Consider the following 23,620-nt stretch of genomic DNA (forward strand, 5'->3'; position numbering starts at 1 on the left):
TTTGATACTAATTTTGATGATTGGGCAGATTTTGATTTTGATGGAATAGGATCTGTTAAAGATTCTGATGATGACAATGATGGTATACTGGATATTGATGATACTGATCCTATTTTACCATCTGAGAGGCTCACAACAAAATATCTCCAAAACATACAAGATTGTGCTGTAATGGATGATGGTTCATCGCGTCTACTATGTTATTCTAATTTCTTTGGGGTTCTAGCACAAAATGAAGAAAATAATTCTGATGCTTTAGAGTTATCTATTGCATTATCTAAACTAGGTGCAATAGATGACTGTCATTTTGTATCCCATGAAGTAGGACATGTTGCATTTAATGAAAAACCTAATGTTATTGAAAATCTGATTGGTATGGATGGAACTATGTGTAGAGGTGGATATTTTCATGGTGTATTAGCTGCATATTTCCATGATGTGCAAGAAAAAAACAAATCACTTCCATCGGATTATAAAGTAATTTGTAATGAATTGATAGGATCATCAAACTATCAAGACTGTGTTCACGGATTGGGACATGGATTGGTACATTATTTTGATGAAGATTTGGATTCCTCATTAGAAAAATGTCATGACATGTCATTTTACCAAAACAGGCTATGTGTGAAAGGTGTTATGATGCAACATACGGATAATGTACTAACAAGAGAGGGACTTTCAAAAGATGTCATGTCTAATCTTTGTGTCCAATCAGAACTAGATGAGATTGATTTTCAAGAATGTAACATGTCTATTGGTACAACATTAGCATTTTTTACCAATCATGATTTTGATGAAGGGATAAAATCATGTGAATTAATTGATGATGTTGATGCTCAAAAGTTTTGTTCAGATGGATTGAAATTAGAAATACAGGACTCAGATAATTATGAAATAAATCCTTTAACTCAAGACATACGGGAGAAATATCAGCCACAATTTATTGAAGGCACATCTAAAATAATTGACATCCTCAGTCCAGCAATAATCTCTGACTTTGGGTTTATTCCACAAACTGGAATGATTTCGTTCTCTATTGATCGACCTCAATATGTTATAATGTATATTCCAAATGAGTTTGTCACATCACAAATGTTAGTAACCATAAACGGTCAAATTCCAAACAAATTGGATGGGGAAGATAATGTTTTGGGAAAAGAAATTGCCATGATTAGATTTTCTCCAAATGACTTAGGATTGGTAATGATTAATCCTTTACCCGAGCAATGAAGTAATAAAATCTACAATAGATTCAATGATATTTTTCATGTTGTACATTACAAAATTTGTATTTAATCTTGATTCAAATTCAATCTTGTATCATAAAGAAAGTATATCAAAAACTCAGGGAAATTTAGTTGGTTAACAAATTTGTCATTAGTGTCATTTTTGTAGCAACTATTTTTTTAATCTCTATTCCTATGGTGAATTTTGGATATCTTTCTAATGATAAACTAGTCCTCTTTGATGATGATCAAGACAATGATGGGATTATGGATGTAATAGATGCATTTGATACTGATTCAGAAGAATGGGCAGACTTTGACTTTGATGGGATTGGTACAAACCAAGATCTTGATGATGATAATGATGGAATTTTAGATTCAAATGATTCAGTTCCACTACTAGTTACAGAAAAATTAACAATTAACCATATGCAAGAAATTGGAAATTGTGCAACGATGGATGCGGGCACTCCAAAATTACTATGTTATTCCAAATTTTTCAAAGAAACTGTTAACCAAAATGATAACAATTCTGATGTCCTTGAACTTGCATTAGTTTTGACAAAACTAGGTGCAATAGATGACTGTCATTTTGTATCCCATGAAATTGGAAGTGCGTCATTTAGTGAAAACATGGATGTTTTTGAAACATTAAATGGAATTGACGGTTCTATGTGTAGAGGTGGATTTTATCATGGAGCAATGGCAGCATTCTTTCATGAATTACGAGAAAACAATGAAGACATTTCTTCATACAAAACAGTTTGTAATGCATTCATAGGAAGTCCCGATTATACAAAATGTGTACATGGATTAGGTCACGGTTTGACTCACTATTTTGAATATGATTTGGAATCTACAATTAATGCATGTGATCAAATGTCATTTTATCAGGGAACTATCTGTGTTGGGGGGGTAATGATGGAATATGCCAATAGAGAATTAACTACATCGCCATCCATTGAGAAAGATATTTCAAATATTTGTTCAAAATCTGAATTACGTATATTTGATTATCAGACATGCAGTGATAATCTTGGTCTAAGTATTGCATTTCATACTGATCATGATTTAGAGAAAGGAACCAAACTATGTAACTTGATACAAGATAATGAGGGTAAAGAATTTTGTTTTCGAGGACTTGAAAGAGAAATTAATGACGCCAAAGAATACAAAACATATGATCCAACAAACGGAGTTAGAGAACTAGTTCAGCCAATATGGATTAAAGAAAATGATTCAAACAAATGGATAGTGGACTTTCGCAGTCCTGCCAAAATTTCAGATTTTGAATATGATGAAGAATCCAAAATGATGCGATTTTCTTTTGATAAACCATATCAAATAATCATTTACATTTCAACTGACTTGCTTCCAGATAATTTTACTGTTACAGTTAATGGTCAAATACAAAATGTAGAGATAAGACATGGATTGTATGATAATCATTCAATGATCAAAATTCTACCTACTAAGTCGGGCATAATTCTGATAAATTGAGTCTCTAATTATTCCTAAAATAGTCAGTGATTAAAAGAAAAAGTCAATATTTCCTATGTTAAATTATAGTTCAAAAAACTAACCTGTCCATCAAGATTTTCACCCATAACTTTTTAAGACAAATTTTTGCTGATAGATAATTATGAGTTCAGAAGCTGAAACCATCTATGAAAGAGTAGCCAAACTAGAAGATGAGATTGCATTACTCAGAAGTGAGGTTGATATTCTTAAAGGCGCACTAAGAAATAAAATTGCCCGTCATGAAATATCAATGATCAAAAAAGGTCAGGACATAGAGTCTATTATTGATTAATTTTTTGTCTTTATACTTCTAATTAATTCCAAAATAAAATCTACATCTTCCGCATTTGGATTAATTTCTAAATATTTATTCAGATATTTCAAAGCGATTTCTGAATTTTGTAATCTGTCTTCTATGATTCCTTTGTCTCTGATGTCTTCGGCTGATTCTGGCTCTATTGCCAAAACCATATTGACACATCGTAACGCTTTATCATAAACAAATGATTGAACATAGGAGTTTTTCAAGTTACGTGTTAACCTGACAAGTATCTGTTCTGGTTTTACCTCGTCAAGAAATTCTGGCTGAAATTCTAACTGGCCACCATAATTTGCATCAAGAATGTCCTGCAAGTCATCTATGTCCAGCAATCGCCCATCATAAAATGGATCCAAGATCATCTCTTCATTGTATTTTACCAATATGTGACTCGGGAATCCTACAATTTTTAGATCTAACCCAATGAACTTTGCAATTTCAGCATAGAGAATTGAAATAGTTATTGGTAGTCCTGTTTTTTTGTCTATTACTTCATTTAGAAAATTATTTTTTGGGTTATAGTAATCATCATCATCTCCACTAAAACCCAAATTCTCAAAGAGATGTTCGTTTAGCATTGAAATCAAATATGTTGGATTTTTTACATCACTGATTGACTCCTTTAGGGATTTTCCAATTATGTTTATTTTTTCAATATATTCATCAACATTGAGATCTGGATATTCTAAAATCTGTGCAAATTTTAGACACTTTTCAACAAGATTAAAGTTTGGATTGTTTACAAATGACATCCATTCTGCAACTAATGGATCAAATTTTTCTTCCAATTATCACAAACTCAATTTTTTAAGATACAGTAAAGGGTCTTTGAGCTCTCTTGTATTTGGAGGTATTTGGATCATTTTTTTGAAAGTTTCTCTGCCTAGTTTTTCATATACTGTTTTTGTGAAATCCTTGCCCATGCTTTTTCTGACTTGGTATGATGAAAAATCTGTACCCATAAACGTGGTTAGATAATTTTGAAAATCTTGATCATCTTTTAAGATCTCTTCAATGGCAAAAGCTGCCATTCCTTCCATAGTAGTAAATGCTGCGTGATGTTGCTGTATTGGTACTAGCCATTTTTTGTAAATTTCTAAGAGTTCTGGAATTGACTCTCCTATTTTTGGGTCTATCTCCACATGGGTAAATGTCATTACATCTGGTCCAATTTGTTCAATTAGGAAATGATCCGGATTCAAAAAGAAGAATAAATTAGCTTTTTTTGCAAATGGGAAATCATCTGGCACTGCTTGTAATTGACAATATTCTGACAATTTGTTAACTGTCTCTGTGTCTAATGATAGGATGATTCTTGCTAGTTCTTCATTTATTTTGTTTACCTCCATTGCAGCACTTTTGTTTACTTGTTGAAGATTTCCTTGTGCTGAATGAATTAACTCTTCAAGTACTGTCATCTTCACTGCACCCAAATATCCAGAGTTTACATTTTCAAATCTTGCCTCATATGGTTCTCCTTGTTTGTGCAGAATTATTTGTGGATATCTTGACAAGATGAATTTGTTTAGATATATGACAGAGTCAAGATAATCTCCATATGTTGTTGTAATTTTTGAAATGTATTGAATTGCATATGTAGAATATACTAAATATTTTGCAGTATCTTGTTGCATTAATTCTGCAATCTTTTTTAGATCCTCTTTTGCAACAGCATTAAACAATTCTGTAACAAATTCTTTTGATTCCTTATCTGCAAACACTTTATCACCTTTGATTCTCTTTAATTCTCCTAATTCTGGAAATTTTAGTACAATATTGTCTGGAACATTAACGCCAAGAAATTCTTCAACTTTATTTTTAAAATCTGTTAATAATGAATTTGCTATTTCATCTAATTCTTTAAACTGCACCTTGTTGTTGATGTCTTCTTTGGCTCTTACTGCCAATTCTATTATCTCTTTTTCTTCGTTTAACTCCACTGATAATTGACCAAACAATGCCTCTGCAAATTCTTGAAATTCTCCCATTTTGCATAAAATCCAAAAATACTCCATTTAAGATTATCTTGATTCTATCTGTGAAAGAAATTATTAATTCAAAATTTACTGATTTATTATACGATAATGTTAGAATCCAGTCTTGAATTTTTAAGATGTGTTAGATGTAGCTCAAAATTAGAATTGGTCATATTCAAACTGAATAAAGAAATTGAAGAAGGCATTTTAGAATGCAGAAAATGTGATCTGAAATTCCCCATCGTTGAGAAAATTCCTATCATGTGGGACGACTTTGATAGGTATATTTCATCACACAAAAAATTGGGTGGTAAATTATACCGACTAGTAGAAAATCAACACCTAAAAAAATTCTTAAAATCATCTTTATCAAAAATTAATTCTGCAAACGAGGATAGAACAGAATTAGAAGACAGATGGTCTAAAATATATGAAAATAGTAAAAATTCAAAATTCTATTCTCTTGTAAAAAACAATCTTGTTTCCTTGCCAAAATCCGAATTTGTGCTGGAACATGGCTGCTCTATTGGAATAATGACTTCGTATTTAGCTGATTCTAACAAGATGGTTTTTGGAATTGATAGATCATTTAGTGCACTACAACACGCAAAAAGATCACACAAAAACAATCTTGATTATTTCATCGCCGATTCATTGTCTCCTGTATTTGGAAAGTTGCAATTTAATTTGATTTTGGCACTAAATGTACTGGAATTGATTGAGCCTTTGGAGTTGTTAAAGCACATGTCAAAACAAATTTCATCTGGGTATCTGGTTATCTCTGAACCGTATGATTTTGATAGGGGAACAAAGTCTGTTAGAAAACCATTAGATGAATACACATTACGCACAACTGTAAACGATCTTGGCTTTAAAATTACAACAAAAACAAAAAACCCTTCTTATTTGCCTTGGAATTTGAAACTCAATTCACGTGCAACTCTAAGATATAAAGTTGATTTGATAATCGGAAAAAAATAGTTCTTTTCTAAATCAGATCTTTCCAAATACCTGTAAATTCATCACTTGCAACTACTGTGACAATTTTTATTTTACCTAGTGGCATTAGATTTTCCCTCTTGTCATAGTATACAAATTCGCCTTCTTTATCTGGATATATTGTGATTGTATCTTGTTGTCCTGGCTCTAATAGGTCTGTTTGAACATTAAATCCGTCTATGTATAGTCTGTGAACTGTTGTACCGTTATTTATCACAGTCAAAATGTATGCAAATGATGTTCGTGACAATAATGTTGGATTTGCATCTCCTTTGACCCCTTTGATTCCTCTCACTTGAGTTTCTCCATTGATGTCCTCAAAAACTATTGTTTGTTCAACTGTTTCTGCCCAAAAAATTTGAACATGTCTGACATTGCCTTGTCCTACAAATCCTATGGTTGCAGCCAAACCTGCCATCCCTGCTACCATTGCAAGAATAATCCATTTCTTATCATTTGATTTCAATTCTATGTAATAATTGACGTTTCTCCTTAAAGAAACTAGGGGTAATTCTCAATTTTTTCTCTGATTCTGTAATTTTATCTGTTTGATTGCAACTGTTTTTTCTAGAATCAAACCCGATAAATGCTAAAGAACAACAAAGAAATACAGAAAAGATGTCATCTATACTATGGCATCAATTATAATAATTCCAATAATTATTGTCACTCTAGTTGGGCTATCTGGATATCTTGTTTACCGATTTTTGATCTATGATCTGTATTGTAAAAGAATTGTTAATCAATCCCTTCAAAAATACAATATCAAGAAAACTCCTTCCCAAATCATCAAGGAGTATTACGAAAACAAGGGGGAAAAAATTTCACACAAAGAAATTCAAAACCTTGAAAAAAATTATAGACAAAACGAACCTGAACAGTTTCTTGTAATGTATGATGCAATTAGAGAGCATCTTAAAGATAAAGAATAAAGTTTTCTAAATTGCTTAAGGCTTTACTGGGATTTGAATAAATGGGGTTCCGCCCTCTCCTACCACCAGTGGTAGTTTACCGTCCCAAGCTTGTGTTTTTAGCCAATCAAGATAATTTGGATTTTCGGCAAGTGCTTTGTTAATTATGGCAATTGCTTCTGCTTCACCTTTGGCTTCTGCAATATTTGCATTTGCCAAACCTACTGCATTGGCTTCTGTTTGTCTTGCTTCAACTTCAATTCTTCTTAAATCATTCTCTGCTCTAAGAGCATTTTGTTCTGCTTCGACTTTAGATTCGATTGCTTGAGCAAATAATGGTGAAAATTCAAAATCTGTGATTGAAATCACTTCAGTTACAACTTCGAATTGATTTAACCTTTCAGTGATTGCAACTTCAATGTCTTGTTTGACTAGGGGTCTTTTTGTAATTAATTCTTCAGCATTATATTTTGCAGTTACTTGTTTTACTGTTTCCTCAATTGCTGGCTGAATTACTCTATTCTCATAATCAAGCCCTAAATTCTTGTATAGTCTGTGAACTGCTTCTTTTTCTGGATGATAGTTGACAGTCACTGTAGTTTCAACTGTTTGCAAGTCTCTTGATGCACTACGTGCATCACTTGCATATTTCAAAGTACGAACTTCAATGTTGACTACTTCGTCTTGGAATGGAACCACAAAATGTAATCCTTCTTCAAGTGGGGGCTGTGTAAGATCAACTGCACTCCAATGTAATAAAACTCCTCTATGGCCTGAATCAACAATCTTTACAGAGGCTGTTGCCACAACTCCGATAATTATGAGAATAACAATTGCAACTGCAATACCTTTTGCTGCACTCATATTCACATTAACTGAAGGAGATTGATACTTTGACAATGTACATAGTGGCATATCTTCTACTATTATACCAATCTAATGCATTGTCTTGAAAAACTGAATCTTCTCAACAAATTTATGCTATCTATGTGAAAAAAAACTAATGGCTGATCCTAACTTTTCATGGATTTACATCATAATTTTCTTGGCAATCCCTTTAGCAAGAATCATTCCTCGTATTTTAGCAAAAAAAGGAATAGGGAAAAATTTCTCTAAACCTTTACCTCAAAGTGAATTTCAATCAGGTTTTGACGAAAATAGACTTAATATGCAAGAAAGGGCTAACATGGAATCTTCAAAACCTCAATCAAAAAATGATCTTGTTTTAGATGTATTAAATCGAGGCTCAAAAACATTTGAAAATATTCAAAAAAACACTGGCTTAGATAGTTCAGAACTTGACTCTGTATTGGAAGATTTAGAAAAAAATGGATTACTCAAAGTAGTTCACAAGCAAGGACTGCTTGGCCCCAAAACTGAACTTTATCCTACTGATAAAGGATTCAAGGAATATTCTTCATAATCTGATTTTGTTTTTTTTTCTGTAGATTTTACATGATTCTCATTTAGTTTATCTAATGGAAAAATGGTGATCTGATCAAGTTTGTCTTTTGAATCTATTTTATTCATTGCTGTATTGGTTATTGCTTCAAAACTTGGAGGTGAACTCCTTCATAGAATTGGACAGCCTTCTATTCTTGGAAATGTAATTGCGGGGATAATAGTAGGACCTGCATTTTTAGCTTTAGTGCATCCTATTGAAGCAATAGAGCTCTTTGTTTCAATCGGTATATTCTTTTTGTTTTTCTTAATAGGTCTTGAAGAAATTGATGTTGCTGGTTTGTTTAAAGTAATGAAAGGTAGAATTTTTGCAGGTTCTGCAATTGCATTCTTGATGCCTTTTCTGATTGCAGGTGTTTTTGGACTAGCGATAGATATGGATTTCATTCAATCTTTTGCTATTGCAAGTGTAATAGCTGCATCAAGTTTAGGTGTTACTGCCAAGGTTCTAAGTGATCTTGGAAAATTAAAATCAACAATTGGTCTTCAAATTTTTACTGTAACTGCAATTGTTGAGTTTATTGCAATTATTTTTGTAAGTGTGTTTATCCAGATAGATACAAACTCTGAATCTCCAGATATTTCAGAAATGTTGTGGTTGTTTGCCAAGATGGTGATATTCTTTGCAGTTGCTGGACTTCTTTCTGTATATGGATTACCTCAATTCTTCAGATTGATGAAGCATCATCTTCGTGTAAAAGAAGCATATTTTGCAATAGTAATTGGCATGATTTTGCTTGTTGCATATTTTGCAGAAATCAGTGGAGTGCATGGTGCAATCGGGGCACTTCTTTTAGGAATTGCAGTCTCTAGGATGACTAGAGATGAATATCATGAAATTTCAAAAAACATTCGTGCAATTGGATATGGAATTTTTATTCCAATATTCTTTGCTGGAATAGGTCTTCATTTCAGTCTTGCATTCTTGGAGTTAGAATGGTGGATAATTACAGTTTTCATAATAATTATGACTGGCGTCAAATTTTTGGGTTCGTACATTGCTGTTCGTATCGCAAAAATGCGTCCTGCAACAACTGTGGCATATGGCGTCATGTCAAAAGGTGCAGTTGATTTGGCTTTGATGCTCTCTTTATTACAAGCAAAAATAATGGATGACAAACTGTTTTCACTTTTGGTTCTTGGCACTCTAATCACTATGATTATTTCAAGTGTTGAACTTCAACGCAAATTAAAGAAAATTACTCACTTTAAGGTTGGAGCTGCTGAACTTGGCCTAGTTCCTCTTTATTTCAGAAGGGTTGTATCTGATACTCTTGCCATTGCCGTAACTAATACTGAATTTTCTAAAACAAAGCCTGATGTTACAATCAAGGAATTTATTAAAAACAATGAACTCACCAAGAAACCATTCCTTGTTTTTGATAATAATGATGTACTTGTAGGATTAGTATCAAAGAGAGAGATAAATAATTCGCATAAAAAAACAAGAGATCTTATCACAATTGGTGATGTAATGTATAGAAAATTTCATACAACATTACCTGATGATTATCTATTTGCTGTAATTCAAAAAATGAATTCACATCCATTTGATATGATACCTGTAGTTGATCCAAACAATGATGGAAAGGTTATCGGAATAATTACAGATGAAGCAATTATGAATCTTTTAACTGAAAGTAAAAAAACATGATATGATAATTTACCAAATCTAATATTTTAATAAATTACATAAAACATTGTAATTCAAAAATTTTATGATTGTTAATTTAAAATTGAATTGTTTCATCAAACAGTTTCTTTCTTTTTTTACCCAATCATCACACCCACTTGGATGCATCTATTTGTAATTTGATTTTTAATGATTTAGAGTCATATGGGATGTTAATCATTTCATAATCTCCAACAATTCCTGCTTGATCCTGATTTGATTTTTTCTCTTTTTGACAAGATTTTGAATGAAATCTTTGATCAATTATAATCTCCCTCAAATCCAAGAGATAACCCTCTAAAATCTTCCCAAGTAAAATCTTGATCTAATTCAGTTCTTTTGTTTGAACAAGTCTTCACTTCTAATGTATTTTTAATCTGAACTCCGGGTATTTTTGATTGCAAATTCATCATTTTGTAGAAAGTGGCAGTCATGAAACATCTTGATTCATTTTGCTATTAAGAGAAAACATTTTTGATTAGAATCAAATTTAATCAAACTAGTTATTTTTATGGAAAATTCGGTCATGCAGTTGTCTTCATAAGCATAAATAATCAACTTGTTTTTCGCTACTATGTGGGTCTATCATTTTCAAATCTATCTGGATTGAGAGTATTTCCACCCATATCTATTAAAAATAAAACTTTGGAATTTTTTGAATTTTTAAAATATGAAACTAAATTTTTTAGAAATGAAACAATTGTATCAAAAGAAGAACTGCTTGATGCCATTACTCTAAGTTCAAAAATTAAACAAGTGTCAAAAATTAAAAAATCGGAACTTGTAAAACAATTTGAAGATTTTTTAAAAGAATTGGATAGATCACTTTTTGTAAAAAATTCTAAAACTGAAATATCTGATATTAAATGGAAACAAATTGACATTTTTTGCAATTTGCTAAGATTGATTGAGAGAAGTGATGAAAGAAAAGTACGATGGGCATTATATTATTTATTTGCTGCAAACAATCTAAAAATTCCAACAATTACACTGACCAAACTTTTAAAAGATTTCAAAATTAAAAATCTTGAAAAAATCATTACAAAAATTATCAAAACAGAAACTCTTTCTGGACTAGATGCAAGATATGATGGAACATATTTTGTAATTAATCATGATAAGAATGACAAACTAGTACCTCATTATTTATCTGATGCAATAGATGAACCTTCAAGACGTTCTCCAGGAGACTTGGAAGAAGAAATTTTAAAATTAATTGATGAAGGATCTTACTCTAATCAAGAAATCTCTCAAGCATTACAAATTGATGAAGGTCTTGTTTCAAGAACTATTGCTAAATTACGTGAAGAAGATAAAATCATTTTGTCAAGCTTTGGACAACGAGGCTCTAGATATTTTACAACAAATTGTGAAAATTGTCCATTTGGAACTACCCAAGCATCCTGTAGAAAAGAAGCAATTTCATATATTGCAGAAGCGTTTATGCATGATTTTGATTTAGATCTTTCTGCAAATGATTTTGATCCTGTTGAGACAAATCAAGCTATTCTGAAAATTAAGAGAATCGTAATGATGTCTCGAAAAGAAAAGAACACCAAACTTGAAATAAATTTAAGTGAAAATCTTGAAAAATTACTCTCAAAAGTTGTGGATAAATTCACTGAGATTGAAACTCCTGATAAAAAAATCACCCTCTCTGAAATCAAAATGAATGTGCCTGCTGATATGTCAAAATTACCTCTTTTGTATCAATTAGGACTTAAAAAAGGAGCACAAGGAGGAATTCATCTAATGGATGAGATGCTTCAGTTAGCATCTAAATCTATTAAAAAAGATGATAGGCTCAAAATCAAAAAACATGCTTTAACAGAGTCAAACAAATTCCTAAAAAACATTGGATTAGATAAAAAAAGTTCCAGCTGATTTGGAATTTAATTCACTATTATCAATGCTTTTTAACGATATGAAACGTACAATATCATGAAGTCCATTCATCTATTTGCTGTTTTACTTGGAATTATTTTGATTTCAGGAACATTACCTTCTCAAGCATTTGCTGATGTAATTAGTCCAAGACAACAAATGAAATTAAATTTTACAAATGATCAAATTATCTGTGCTGAAGGGTTAGTAAAAATCATCAAAAGTTCTTCAGAAAAAGTTTCATGTGTAAAACCTTCAACTGCTGAAAAATTAGCTGAATACGGTTGGGCAAAAAAACTATCTGAGCAAAAAATTGAAGAAATCCAATCAAAGAAACTAGTTAGAGGTGAAATTGCTGGAACGATAACAAAAATTACCACTTTGAAACAACTTTCAACAAGTTCTACTGCTGCAAAATCTAGTGTTTCGGGGTATGCATATGTGTTTGATGCTTGCGGTACTACAAAATTAGTTAGGGCTCCTGAAATTTTTGTTACTTCTGATAGTGAGACAAAAAGTGTAAAGTTGGGAAGCTCATTGCAACCTGGACTATGCTACACTAGTTCTGTAATAATCAAAGCTTCTGATCCTAATTCTATTACTGCTACTCTTCTAAACAAAGGGGGAATCTCAGAAAAAATTTCTGTACTCGAAAATCAAATCACTGATCTAAAAAACAAGATCTCTACTGCTAAACAAAAAATTCCAAGATCTGATGATCAATTACCTCCATCAGAAAGTCTAAACGATATTTTATCTATGAAGAAAGAACTGAAAGAACTTCAGGATGAACTTAGAAGATATATGATGGCATTGTATGTGCCTGCAAATACAAAAGCATCAAAAATCGATTTACCAAAATCAATTACAGGAAAACCCCTAGATGGCATGAGCACAAATCTCATTTCAGTATCTGAAAGTGTATCTCCCACTGGTTCAAACAATCCTGATGTCAAAAGATTCAATGTGGTCTTTGAAGCATGTGCTGGAAAACAAAACATTAGGTTGCCTATAATTACAGTTACTTCTGACTCTGAATCTGTCGATGTAAAGTTCATAGATAGAATTATTCCCAACTCTTGTCAAGTTGGTATTGCAAGAATCAACGCAATAGATTCTGAATCTATAATTCCAACAATAAGTGGCAATTCTGCAGTTTCATCACAAATCAAGTCTCTAGAAACTCAGATATCTGAAATGGAAGATTCTCTAGCTAATATGAGAAATGATTTACATGATTTAGTTTCAAAAAAACTTGATTCATCTACTGAACCAATTGCTTTGAAATTGACTCAAGATATCGACAAATTACGTAATGATATTTTAGAAAATAGAGTTAAACTCAATTCTCTGTTGCTTAAAACTACATGATTTATTGATTTTTGAAAATCATACATCTCAGAATAATACATTGTTACATAGCATGAATTTTTACTCTTACTTGTTCTTATGAAATAATTTTTAAAATTAAACTGTAGATATTTTTATATCATCAAATAATTCTTCAGCTTTTTTAATTATTTTTTTGTCATCTGCATCAGGTTCTGCAGAAATCACCACTAACTTATTTCCAATTGGCACATTGATGATTAGTTGCTTTGTTCTTCTTGATGCAATATAATCAATTGGACCAAGAAATTCATCTAATTCTTGCCTCATTTTAAAATCTAATTGCATTTGCATGTATGTCATGGCAATTTTGCTATTGTCTAAAAGAGGGGCTGTGCCTTCTTTGAAACCTCCTGCAATTAATCTGCCTAGATTGTTTATTACCCCCACATGCCTGATTTTATCTTCATTGCATAATTCTTTACAAGCACTGTCGTATTTTTTGATATCCTCAACCGTGGTGGCTGTCATGGTTTTTAGAAATCCCTCCTGAGTTTAAACATATTGAATTTGATCCCTACTGTTCTTGTGTATTGTCGCCACTTTCGTCTTTCTTTTCAATGCTTTTTAGAGGTACAGAAAAAAAGAATGTACTGCCTTTACCTGCATCACTCTCAACCCAAATTTTACCACCTAAATCTTCAACAATTCCCTTGCATATTGCCAACCCTAATCCTGTTCCACCATGCTTTCGAGTAGCAGAGGAATCTACCTGATAAAACGGTGTGAATAGTTCATGCTGATTTTCTTTAGACATTCCAACTCCGTTATCTTTTACACTAAAAGTAATATGTCCTGATTTCGAGCGAATATTCACAGTTATTTTTCCATCCTTATTAGGTACAAAATCAACTGCATTTCTAATAATATTGCCAATAACCTGCATTAATCTTTGTTCATCGCTTTCTATTATTTGATCTTCTACTGGCAAGACATAAAATTCAATTTGCTTTTCTTTCATTAGATGAGCATGCTCTTTTGCTATACGAGTTGCAAATTTAGCAAGTGAGAATTTTTCTATGTTATATCGTAATTTTTTCATATTTATTCTGTTGACATCCAACAGGCCTTCTGTTATTCTTCCTAATCTTTCTGCATTTGAAGTGATCTCATCAAGTGCTTCAAAATGTAAAATGTTAAAATTCTTTGAAAGTTCAGGTTCTCTTAATAGATCACAATACCCAATAATTGGAAATATTGGAGATTTTAATTCGTGGGAAATCATTGATATGAATTCGTCTTTTTGGCGATCTCTTTTCTTTAACTCTTGAAATTGTGATTCAATCGTATCTTTTTGCGCATATAATTCAGTGACATCTGTTCTGACTGCAATGTACTGCGCTGTTCCATCTTTTCCAATAAATGGAGTAATGGCAGTTCTGACCCAGTAAAACGTCCCGTCTTTTGCCTTGTTTTTGATATCTCCTTGCCAGATCTTTCCTGAAGATATGGTCTTCCAAATGTTTTGATAAAATTCGGCATTATGAAATCCAGACTTTAGTATGCAATGGTTTTGTCCAATTAACTCTTCTTTGGAATATTTTGAAATATCGCAGAACTTTTTGTTGGCATAAGTTATGGTGCCGTCTTTGTCTGTGATGGCTACAATAGATGAGTTATCTAGGGAACTTTTTAGATTTTCAATCTGTAATAGTTGTTGTTTAAGAGTGATCTGTGATTCTTTGATATATGTTGTCATTTGATTAAATGCATCAATAACTTTATGATGTTCTTCAGACCCCTCCTTTTTAATAACAAATTCAAGATCTCCCTTTTTTACATGATCAATTCCGAGGATTATATTTTTCATTGGGTCTGAAAATGATTTTGATATAAAAAAACCCAGTACAAGGAATGCCCCTAAAATGATCGGAATGAAAAATAAAATTATAACACGATTGAAATTAATCATATCAGTTACTTTGTAAATTATTTCATCTATAGAATCGGTGGATGATTTCTGTGTGTCATCTAAAACCATGTTTTCATGAACTACATAGTCTTCAATGCCTTTCTGGTAGATTTTCTTTTTTTCCCAATATTCAGAACTTTCGAGTATTTGGATTGCTACCTCGCTTTGTCCATTATTTACAAGTTCAAGTGAATCGTACTCCATTTTCACAAGTGCAATGTGTGCCATGTTGATATCATCAAAAATTCTCTTCTCTTCCTCGTCTCCGTGATTAATTGTATCTGTAATCAATTCATCTAGAATTGGCTTTATTTTTTGGTATCTTTCCTCCCATTTTTTATCTTGCGTAAATGCATAATTTCTTGCTGATTGAGTCAATACTTCATCATAATAGCGAATAAGTTGGGCTTGAATATCCGATTTGGTTTTTAGAGACAACTCATCGATTTTTTGGGGAAAAGTTTTGGTTATTGGATTTGCCATCTGTTCTAGTTTTTCTAATGAGATGATTCCTCCTGTGACAAAAACCAGCGATATCACGATAAAAATTATGCTAATCTTTGTAAAAATTTTCATTGCTATCTAACTTCTTGTTTCTGATCGGGTTTGAATGTATTAACTGCTAATAATCCTGTGACTAAGACAACAACCGTAAATGAAATTATGATCAGTTTACGATTCATTGATTCACAAACACCTGATCATTTTTGACATACTACTTCGCTTGTTTTGTGCCCATCATATAGTGAAATTATTGCGTCAACATCACATTCTGAAATATATGGATAATTTGTCTCTATTGTGGGATGCATCAGATCTTCAGGAGCTGTAGAGTGTGCCAATCCCAACGCGTGGCCAAACTCGTGTCTTAGTATGGTTTCAAATTGTGCTTTTGACAATTTATCTACTTCATATATCGTGATGGTGGATTTTAGTATCTGATTTTGACTCTCATCCGCTATGGACTTTGTAAATCCTGAATACCCGTCACCGCTCTTATCTTTTGTGAGATAAATTGTAATGTCTCCTGCACCTGTTGCAGAGTCAACAATTTGAAAGTTTTTTGGAATGTAAAATTTAGTGTCCTGATAATTCGTTTCCAACGCTCCAAGCCAGCCAACATAATAAGTTGATGTTGACCCAACAGGTCCTTTGTGAAGTAAAGAGTCATCTATATCAATAGCCTCTTTTGAGAGAATAACCTCCTCTATTATTGGGATCTTGTCTGGAAATTGTTCTTTGTTGATAATATTTACATTTAGTTCATTGCCTTCCACTAATCTCCATGATAGCCATGTGGCTATAGTATCTCCCCTTAAATTATAGACAACATATCCTGATGTAATAGAATCTGGTTCTACCCCATATTCAAGTCCAGATAATGTATTCATATAATATGAATATGGCACAACAATCCCAATAACAATTACTGCAAACACTATTGACAATACATATTTGCGGTTATACTTGACTGCTCTTTTATTTTCCAAGTCAGCAATGCTTTCTAAAATTTTTTCACTCTGTTCGGATTCTTTAAGTAGCACATCTTTTTCTGCTATGTTTTTTTGTAATTTTTTGGAATTATTTTCTAATTCTGTTGTTTTTTGATACAGAATATCTTCTTCTTCAGTTAAAAAACTATTTTCCTGTTTTAATTCTGCCAAACTATGATTCTGAGAAGAGATTTTCTCTTTCAGATCGGTGTTATCTTTTTCTAATTCTTTTACTTTTTTCTCAACATTATCCACAATTTCTTTTAATATTATTTTTTCTTGTTTTTCTTCCCTATACTCAAAATCAGGGCTTTTCTCATCCAATTTAGACTCCGATTAATTTTAAAAGTTCGTTAACACGTATTGGTTTTTTGACACATCCCATTATGCCACGTTTTAACAAGTTTTCTTCTTCTGATTTTTCAATATTTGTTGCAGTGAATACGAAAATATTTTCATCTTTGAGTTTTCCCTCTTTTTCTAAGGAATCAATAACATCATAACCGCTAAAACTAGGCATGTTAAGATCTAACAAGACTACATCGAAATTACCTTGTTTAATAAGACTCAAACCATTTTGACCCGTACTTGCAATTGTATGTTTGACATCTGTCATGTTTAAAAAACGCGACAGTAATTTGGTTATGCTTTGGTTATCGTCGATTATCAAGATATTTTTTATCTCTTGTATTGATCTGTTGAATTTGATACTCATACTTTTACACTAGATTACGGGTCTGTATTTAGTATATAACTATTATCAGAATAGATAAATCAAAAATTCATGTAATTTAGATAAGATTAATTCTCTTTAGGAACTTTATTGAGAGAATAGGACATATAATGTATCAAAATCAATAAAAATAGGATAAATGTAGAAATAGATTATATTTTTCTGGAAAGTAATCTTTCTTGTAGCTTCTGCTCTAATTGATGAATAGAACATCTCTAAAGGAGAATTATCATTCTAGTACAGATCTCTTAAGATCATCTCCTTAATTGTTTCTTAATACAATCTACAGGGAAGGGAATTTTATTAAATAAAAAAAGAAATAGTTCTAAAATCTTGGAACGATTCTAGTTTTTGCTGTAATGGCTATTATGCTAACTATAGATACTGCAAGTATCATCATTGCAATGGTTCCAAATTCTGGCACCACTTGTTTTTTTGCAATTTCACCAAATACTTCTCTGTATTGCTCATCATGTCCAAACCCAACTGCGTTAACAGTAATTGTTACAGGTGAATCATCAGATGCGTCAATTGTCAAAGCACTTGTTGTATGAGTATTAGTTGCAGTACCTTTATGCATATGTCCTTCTTCATTTAACAATACCATTGTTCCATGTATTGCCTGTATGTTATAGGTAATGTGCTCTGCAGGATTACCATCCAAGTCGGTAATGGTGACATCTATAGTCATCACTTCATTTGCAGTTCCTTCACTAGATACAATGTTTGCAATTAGATTGTCTACTTCTGGATTTGGTTCAATAGTTGAGCCTATTGTAATTGTACCCAAATCTTTTTCATTATCTCCACCTACAGTTACAAATACTTGGCCTACCATCCAGGGATGAACTACACAAAAGTAGTCATATTTTCCAAGTGTGTCAAATGTGTGTGAAAATGTTGTACCTGCCATGAATATACCGCTGTCAAAGAGTCCATCGGCATTAGGTGCATTCCCACTTGTTACAGTGTGTGCTGCAGAGTCATCATTGCTCCATACCACCTCATCACCGGGATTAATAGTTACCATATATGGAAGAAAACATTCGTTTGTTTCTTCGCATCCAGTAATAGAAGATCCTTGGGGCAAGCTAACTGAAACTTGTTCAGCAAATGCAAATGGTGTCATAGTTATAATGAATCCAGTAAGAATCATTGTAGTCAACATTAGTTTTTGATTTATCATTAGATTAAGGATTAAAAATTGCAATAAAAAACTTGTGGAGTTTTAGGCATTAGTGAAGATTTACAATATTTGTTAAACATCTTACAACGGCTAATACTTGAGAAGATATTGTCGCAATACCAAAGATACTTTATATTTGGCAGACAATAATTTTTACTGTTTGGCAAGTTATAAGGGAACATATTCAAATGAACAATCTTTGAATTTTGTAATTCCCATCATCATTATTCTGTTTTTAGGCATAATCTATATCATGACACAAAGAGCAGATTCAGGTTTTGTGAGTTTCATTCTAATCGGTGCAGCAGCCCTTACAATGTTTTACTGGGCCAGAGTTCTGAAAAGAATGGCAAAAGATCAAAAACCAATTTACACACAAGCTAGAGAACAAGAATCAAAGAATTGGGTTTATGATTTGATAAAAGGAGAAAACGAGTTTGTTTTCGTTGCAGAGGTTCCAGGTCCAGAAGATAAAATTGCAGTCAGACTAGTAGATGGCATATTATACATTAGAGGAACTGCAGGATTTTCAAAAGAAGTTCCTATAGAAGGAGTAAACGATATGCAAATTTTTGATTTCAAATACAGAAATGGTGTATTGACACTAAGAATAAAATAACTATAGACTTTTTGCCAATTCTAATTTTTGTGGAAGATATTTGTCGGTAATATTTGTAAGACCATATTTTGAGAAAGCCTCTAATTCTGCTTTACGTTTTAATCTTAGAAATACATCTAATTCTTTTTTCCAAATTCCATCTTGGTATCTAGGATCTTTTTGAAGATCATAGCATCTCTTAATATCAGATTCAGTCATAGGAATAGTTGGCAGTTTGTATTTTTCAATATCAGTAGCCCAAACACCTACCCATTTTGCATCAGGCACTGTAAGTTCTCTAAGATGAGCTGCATTTGCTGAACCGGATTTTATAACCATTGCAATATGTTCTCCATACACATCTCCGTCAGTGAGAACGATTACAGGCAATCCCATTTCATCATGCAGTCTCTTTAACAGAGTTCGAGTTGAACGTGGTGCTTGTCCACCAGTGTTAATGATGATTGATTTGAATTTTTTATCAATTTGTTCTTCAACAAATCTGGTGAAAAGGCCACCTTTTTCGATTGCAATGACAATTTCTGCACTTGTATCAACTAATTCGGCAGTAGTCAAACTAGGACCTATAGAATAGCCATCAGGATGATTTGATAAGTTCATGGTTTTTCCCTCATAGCCAGGAATAGTATACTCTATGTTCAAATCACCAAAAATAGAGCTTCTCTCCTCAGGGAAGATATGAAAATCTTCTCGAGGTTTAGATGTCACAGCTTCTAAATCTACGATGATATTATCTGACTCTGATTGATCTTCAAATTCAATAGCGAAAGCCTGAGAAGAATAATAGACATCTCTTAATGTAGATGACTTTTTTTCATGAGTTAATCTATTTGCAAAAAATGCCAACCACATTAATTGTGTAAATGATCTTAATTGTGCAGAATTTCTTGAGCTTCTCACAGCAGCATTATTTCCCAAAATATATTGTCGGAGTTTTTTATCATAAACTATGTTACTGACAGATCTGCTCGGGATTGAGAATTTAGGGAATTGTCCATTATCCAAATCATCATAAATTTTGGCACCGTGACTTTTGAGCATCTCTAGGATGTTTTTCTGTTTTTCATCAGCTTTCTTGCTTCGCGCATTTATTTTGCTTTGTTCTTTAGTTGTTTTCAATTTCTTTTTCCTCCTCTACTTGTTTAGATTCAACTGCATTATCATCTAATATTTTCTTGTAATTAGGTGCTTTTTTCTTACCAGCAAGTTCTGTACAAAATTCTGCAATTAATGGAATATATTTTGCATAAAGATTTGCCCTCTTTTTTGCCATATCAGCTTGTCCCCTTTTAGACATGTATGCTGCTAATTTTCTTGATAAGAATTGTAATGCCAATCTTAATTCCCTCTCAATTTCCTGTCTGTCAGCAACATTTTCTTTTCCTGCTGTTTTGTATGGTATCCTAGTTGAACAAATATGAGATACTATGATGAATGGAGGATCACCTTTTACCTTGTATCTCCCCCAATCAGTATCATTGACTACTTTTAGAACTACATCACTTCCTTCATCATATAGTAATGGAATTCGATTAGCATAACGATACACATGTGGCCCTCCAGACTTGATATCCCCACCATATGCAATTCCCATCTCAATAATGAATGGAAAACCAGAATATGCAGAAGGCGGACGTTGGACAACTGCGGTAAAATCAGGGTTAAAGAACTTCTTGATTCCCTTTTCTAATGGATCTTCTCCCAAAGGAGCCAAGCATGTAGAATCAGGAGCCATAAAGTCTTCAAATTTTTGAAGTGAATCACTAAGCTGAACTAATTCTTCATTAGACAAAGTACCCATTCGTTTTTCTGGTTTAAATCCTGCAAATTCTGCAAATTTCACAGCAGTTGTAGGACCAATTCTTTGAAATCGTTTTGTAAGAAATGTTGTAAGAGGTTCACCCTGAACAGTATTAGTTAATTGTTTGTAGTATGGACTTTCAGGATCCATATCAATGGAATTTGATTGAGACTCACCAAAATCCCAATAAAATAATTTATTATTTGGCATATCAATATCTTCAATTCGTATTTTGCTTAATTTATCAAAATCCATTTTTAAAAATGACATCAAAGCAATTACAACTCTTACTTGACGTGGAAGTGTTTTCCATTTCTTCTTTGCTTTCTCCATAATTCCTGTAAAACTAAGACTTTTTGCAGATAATCCCAAATCTTTTCTTACTTTTTCAATCATCGCATCGTCAATAGTTGGAATTTCAAATTGAGATTCTACTATCATTCTTCTAATTCTTTCTACGTCAATTCCATGTGGGTGAGGACGAATGATTGTTGGTGGTGGTGGAATTTCTTTTACAAATCTAGGATGACTGAATTTTTGCCCTTTTGGATCATCAAAAGTAATAGATGCGTATGGTGTGATCAAAGAAGTTTCATAGACATAGTCTCGTATTTTGTTTCCAGCTTTAGAATAATCACCTTCCAAGCAAATACTTACAGTAAGTCCTTTTTTTGAAACTTCTTTCGTTGTATGTTGCACAATTACAGGTTTATTCTTTTGAATGTCAAGTAGTAATTCAAAAATATGTTGAGTTGCGCCATCTACAGAGCTTTTCACAGTTACTGGTTTGTTAGTTGTGATTTGTCCATAAAGAATAGCCATAGTTGCTCCGAGTCCAAACATCCCTCTTGCCTGTTTTAGTCCAAATTTAGAACCATATAGAACAGTTCCAAATGCAAGTGGAATATGCTCTGCGTCTATTCCAGGTCCATTATCTTTTACGGTCAAAATATAGGGTTTAGGATCAGGTTTTTCAGGATCAACTGCCTTGATTGTCAAATGGACATCAGGTAAAATCCCCTTTTGATCACATGCATCCAACGCATTTTCAACAAACTCTCGAACAGCTGTGTATAATGATCTTGTAGGATTACTGAATCCAGCTAAATCACGATTACTGTAAAAGAACTCACTAGGAGAAATCTGATTAAATTTTTCTTTAATAGAAGACATCTTGATCTTCCCACAATTTCATTTTCTCTTGTTTTTCTTTTCTATTTGCAGCTTCTAATTTTGTATAAACAGCACCATGCATACTTCCACTAGATATAGAGGAAATTGCATCAACTGCTAAACGTAGTTTACTTGAATCGCCAATAATTGAAACAGTTTTTCCATAAACTGAGATATGAGTACCACTAAGATTTTCCATGTTTCGTCTTGCTCTACCACCTTCTCCAATAATCCTCCCTTTTATCCTTTCAACATTTGCGTTAGATTTTCCTGCGAATTCTCTAAGATCTATTACATGTAATGCATTTTCACCTTTTAGTAAAGTCATTGCATTTTCAGGAGAAAAGCCTCGACCGATAGCAGTAACAATCTCCATAGCTTTGAAGGGTTGTATTTTTTCTACATCACCTTCAGACTTGATAAAAACTTCACCAGTATCACCGTCAATATCAAGAGAAACATAACAAGCAGTTTCAATTTTTGATTTTACGCTACCAGATTTACCAATTAAAACAGCAATACGGTCATTTGGAATGCGAATTAATTTTTCAAAGCTCATTTTACAATCTCCTCAAATAGTTCATCTGGATCTTCAATAGAAATTCCTCTTTTATTGAAGAATCTTCCAATGTTATTAATATCTCGTTTAAGAAATTCTTGAGCATTTGGATGTCTAAGATCAACGCCAGATCCTAAATCAAAAACTACTAACCCATTCTCAGTTTTAAAAATATTATATTCTGAAAAATCACCATGAACTAATTTTGCTTTCTTGTACAGATCTTTGAGTATGGATATAGCTTGAAAATAGTCAGTTTCATCTACTTCTGAATACAGTAAAGTTTTGGCAGGTTTCCCGCCATCACCTACAAATTCCATAGCTAAAACGTTGTTAGTCACATATAGAGGTCTAGGGACTGGAATTCCAGCCTCATAACACTGAGTCAGATTTTTAAATTCTTTTTTTGCCCAGAGATAAACTAAATTTTTTGTACCTTTTTTTACATGAGAAAATCTTGGATCTCCAAGAATATACGGTTCACGTTTTTTAAAATTTGAAGTACTTACCAAATAAATTTTCAGAGCAACATTAACATCGTTTTCATCAACACCCCAGAAAAGGACAGATTCTTTTCCAGCACTTACAGAACCGTTGACGTATGCAATGATATGATCAGTAATCATTTTGTATAATGTCATAACAGTTGGTTTATCTAAAACTTCATTGACAACTTTTCCTTTTTTAAAACCATCATCCAAATGTTTTCGATGTCGTTTTGCAAATATTTTATCATCTAGTTTAGATTCTAATTTTTTACTAAGTATGTCAGTCAATAAATTAAAT

At 32.5% G+C, this 23,620-nt stretch carries 25 protein-coding genes; 10 read left to right on the plus strand and 15 right to left on the minus strand.

The genetic code is table 11. The features are described 5' to 3' along the window. The 3 genes from ACW9XA_RS07840 to ACW9XA_RS07850 all read left to right on the plus strand — a co-directional run. Positions 1-1,230 (plus strand): thrombospondin type 3 repeat-containing protein (locus ACW9XA_RS07840; RefSeq protein WP_457763800.1); only part of this gene is annotated, 1,230 nt, incomplete at its 5' end. 128 nt (positions 1,231-1,358) lie between these two features. After that, positions 1,359-2,726: a thrombospondin type 3 repeat-containing protein gene (locus ACW9XA_RS07845; protein WP_457763801.1), complete on the plus strand. Its 1,368-nt coding sequence runs from the start codon at positions 1,359-1,361 to the stop codon at positions 2,724-2,726. Positions 2,727-2,868: 142 nt separating this feature from the next. Then, the gene (locus ACW9XA_RS07850; protein ID WP_300323331.1) at positions 2,869-3,039 is read left to right on the plus strand and encodes a hypothetical protein; all 171 of its coding nucleotides are present in this window, start codon (positions 2,869-2,871) and stop codon (positions 3,037-3,039) included. Here ACW9XA_RS07850 and ACW9XA_RS07855 read toward each other — a convergent pair. Together ACW9XA_RS07855 and ACW9XA_RS07860 are read right to left on the minus strand one after the other, a co-directional pair. Beyond that, the gene (locus ACW9XA_RS07855; RefSeq protein ID WP_457763802.1) at positions 3,036-3,854 is read right to left on the minus strand and encodes a SirB1 family protein; all 819 of its coding nucleotides are present in this window, start codon (positions 3,852-3,854) and stop codon (positions 3,036-3,038) included. The two genes, ACW9XA_RS07850 and ACW9XA_RS07855, sit on opposite strands and share 4 nt — an antisense overlap. Positions 3,855-3,857: 3 nt before the next feature. Further along, a complete protein-coding gene (locus tag ACW9XA_RS07860) occupies positions 3,858-5,054 on the minus strand; it encodes a hypothetical protein (protein ID WP_457763803.1) in 1,197 nt (398 codons plus the stop codon). A gap of 96 nt (positions 5,055-5,150) precedes the next feature. Here ACW9XA_RS07860 and ACW9XA_RS07865 point away from each other — a divergent pair, with 96 nt between their 5' ends. Then, positions 5,151-6,023, plus strand: a complete 873-nt coding sequence (locus tag ACW9XA_RS07865) for a methyltransferase domain-containing protein (protein ID WP_457763804.1) — start codon at positions 5,151-5,153, stop codon at positions 6,021-6,023. A 7-nt stretch (positions 6,024-6,030) separates the two neighbouring features. Here ACW9XA_RS07865 and ACW9XA_RS07870 read toward each other — a convergent pair whose 3' ends face one another. Then, a complete protein-coding gene (locus ACW9XA_RS07870) occupies positions 6,031-6,507 on the minus strand; it encodes a hypothetical protein (protein WP_457763805.1) in 477 nt (158 codons plus the stop codon). A 166-nt stretch (positions 6,508-6,673) separates the two neighbouring features. Here ACW9XA_RS07870 and ACW9XA_RS07875 point away from each other — a divergent pair, with 166 nt between their 5' ends. Beyond that, complete coding sequence (locus tag ACW9XA_RS07875) at positions 6,674-6,973, plus strand: hypothetical protein (protein WP_457763806.1); 300 nt, start codon at positions 6,674-6,676, stop codon at positions 6,971-6,973. Positions 6,974-6,988: 15 nt separating this feature from the next. On the opposite strand, the gene ACW9XA_RS07880 is transcribed toward ACW9XA_RS07875, so the two are convergent. Further along, positions 6,989-7,852 carry a prohibitin family protein gene (locus ACW9XA_RS07880; RefSeq protein ID WP_457763878.1) on the minus strand — a complete coding sequence of 288 codons (864 nt, stop codon included), beginning with the start codon at positions 7,850-7,852 and terminating at the stop codon, positions 6,989-6,991. Between the two features lie 103 nt (positions 7,853-7,955). Here ACW9XA_RS07880 and ACW9XA_RS07885 point away from each other — a divergent pair, with 103 nt between their 5' ends. Both ACW9XA_RS07885 and ACW9XA_RS07890 read left to right on the plus strand, forming a co-directional pair. Then, the gene (locus ACW9XA_RS07885; protein ID WP_457763807.1) at positions 7,956-8,375 is read left to right on the plus strand and encodes a hypothetical protein; all 420 of its coding nucleotides are present in this window, start codon (positions 7,956-7,958) and stop codon (positions 8,373-8,375) included. Between the two features lie 81 nt (positions 8,376-8,456). Next, positions 8,457-10,067, plus strand: coding sequence for a cation:proton antiporter domain-containing protein (locus tag ACW9XA_RS07890; protein ID WP_457763808.1), 1,611 nt, complete (start codon positions 8,457-8,459; stop codon positions 10,065-10,067). Between the two features lie 127 nt (positions 10,068-10,194). Here the strand turns inward: ACW9XA_RS07890 and ACW9XA_RS07895 are convergent, their stop codons facing one another. Next, positions 10,195-10,371 (minus strand): hypothetical protein, encoded by a 177-nt coding sequence (locus tag ACW9XA_RS07895; RefSeq protein ID WP_457763809.1) that lies wholly within the window; start codon positions 10,369-10,371, stop codon positions 10,195-10,197. Next, the gene (locus ACW9XA_RS07900; protein WP_457763810.1) at positions 10,346-10,519 is read right to left on the minus strand and encodes a hypothetical protein; all 174 of its coding nucleotides are present in this window, start codon (positions 10,517-10,519) and stop codon (positions 10,346-10,348) included. The genes ACW9XA_RS07895 and ACW9XA_RS07900 overlap by 26 nt, the downstream gene beginning before the upstream one ends. A 40-nt stretch (positions 10,520-10,559) precedes the next feature. Here ACW9XA_RS07900 and ACW9XA_RS07905 point away from each other — a divergent pair, with 40 nt between their 5' ends. Beyond that, positions 10,560-11,969, plus strand: a complete 1,410-nt coding sequence (locus tag ACW9XA_RS07905) for a winged helix-turn-helix domain-containing protein (RefSeq protein ID WP_457763811.1) — start codon at positions 10,560-10,562, stop codon at positions 11,967-11,969. Positions 11,970-12,026: 57 nt separating this feature from the next. Further along, positions 12,027-13,340 (plus strand): hypothetical protein, encoded by a 1,314-nt coding sequence (locus ACW9XA_RS07910; protein WP_457763812.1) that lies wholly within the window; start codon positions 12,027-12,029, stop codon positions 13,338-13,340. Between the two features lie 96 nt (positions 13,341-13,436). On the opposite strand, the gene ACW9XA_RS07915 is transcribed toward ACW9XA_RS07910, so the two are convergent. The 5 genes from ACW9XA_RS07915 to ACW9XA_RS07935 all read right to left on the minus strand — a co-directional run bounded on the left by ACW9XA_RS07915 (position 13,437) and on the right by ACW9XA_RS07935 (position 18,682). Continuing rightward, complete coding sequence (locus ACW9XA_RS07915) at positions 13,437-13,829, minus strand: DUF6659 family protein (RefSeq protein ID WP_457763813.1); 393 nt, start codon at positions 13,827-13,829, stop codon at positions 13,437-13,439. 46 nt (positions 13,830-13,875) lie between these two features. Further along, positions 13,876-15,846: an ATP-binding protein gene (locus ACW9XA_RS07920; RefSeq protein WP_457763814.1), complete on the minus strand. Its 1,971-nt coding sequence runs from the start codon at positions 15,844-15,846 to the stop codon at positions 13,876-13,878. Between the two features lie 125 nt (positions 15,847-15,971). Continuing rightward, the gene (locus ACW9XA_RS07925; protein WP_457763815.1) at positions 15,972-17,087 is read right to left on the minus strand and encodes a matrixin family metalloprotease; all 1,116 of its coding nucleotides are present in this window, start codon (positions 17,085-17,087) and stop codon (positions 15,972-15,974) included. Between the two features lies 1 nt (position 17,088). Continuing rightward, on the minus strand, positions 17,089-17,478 hold the full coding sequence (locus ACW9XA_RS07930) for a response regulator (protein WP_457763816.1): 390 nt from the start codon (positions 17,476-17,478) through the stop codon (positions 17,089-17,091). A gap of 343 nt (positions 17,479-17,821) precedes the next feature. Further along, the gene (locus ACW9XA_RS07935) at positions 17,822-18,682 is read right to left on the minus strand and encodes a PEFG-CTERM sorting domain-containing protein (RefSeq protein ID WP_457763817.1); all 861 of its coding nucleotides are present in this window, start codon (positions 18,680-18,682) and stop codon (positions 17,822-17,824) included. Positions 18,683-18,842: 160 nt separating this feature from the next. Here ACW9XA_RS07935 and ACW9XA_RS07940 point away from each other — a divergent pair, with 160 nt between their 5' ends. Next, entirely contained in the window at positions 18,843-19,301 is a 459-nt protein-coding gene (locus ACW9XA_RS07940; protein ID WP_300323411.1) for an Hsp20/alpha crystallin family protein, read from the plus strand. Here ACW9XA_RS07940 and ACW9XA_RS07945 read toward each other — a convergent pair whose 3' ends face one another. From ACW9XA_RS07945 to ACW9XA_RS07960, 4 genes are read right to left on the minus strand one after another with little or no spacing between them, the layout of a single operon-like run. Next, positions 19,302-20,420: a DNA topoisomerase IV subunit A gene (locus tag ACW9XA_RS07945; protein WP_457763818.1), complete on the minus strand. Its 1,119-nt coding sequence runs from the start codon at positions 20,418-20,420 to the stop codon at positions 19,302-19,304. Further along, on the minus strand, positions 20,407-22,275 hold the full coding sequence (locus ACW9XA_RS07950) for a DNA topoisomerase VI subunit B (RefSeq protein WP_457763819.1): 1,869 nt from the start codon (positions 22,273-22,275) through the stop codon (positions 20,407-20,409). Before ACW9XA_RS07950 ends, ACW9XA_RS07945 begins: the two co-directional genes overlap by 14 nt. Further along, on the minus strand, positions 22,262-22,834 hold the full coding sequence (locus ACW9XA_RS07955; RefSeq protein WP_300323420.1) for a KH domain-containing protein: 573 nt from the start codon (positions 22,832-22,834) through the stop codon (positions 22,262-22,264). Before ACW9XA_RS07955 ends, ACW9XA_RS07950 begins: the two co-directional genes overlap by 14 nt. Beyond that, the gene (locus tag ACW9XA_RS07960; protein ID WP_457763820.1) at positions 22,831-23,610 is read right to left on the minus strand and encodes a serine protein kinase RIO; all 780 of its coding nucleotides are present in this window, start codon (positions 23,608-23,610) and stop codon (positions 22,831-22,833) included. Before ACW9XA_RS07960 ends, ACW9XA_RS07955 begins: the two co-directional genes overlap by 4 nt. Positions 23,611-23,620 lie beyond the last annotated feature (10 nt).

The organism is Candidatus Nitrosopumilus sp. bin_6a, from assembly GCF_054095695.1.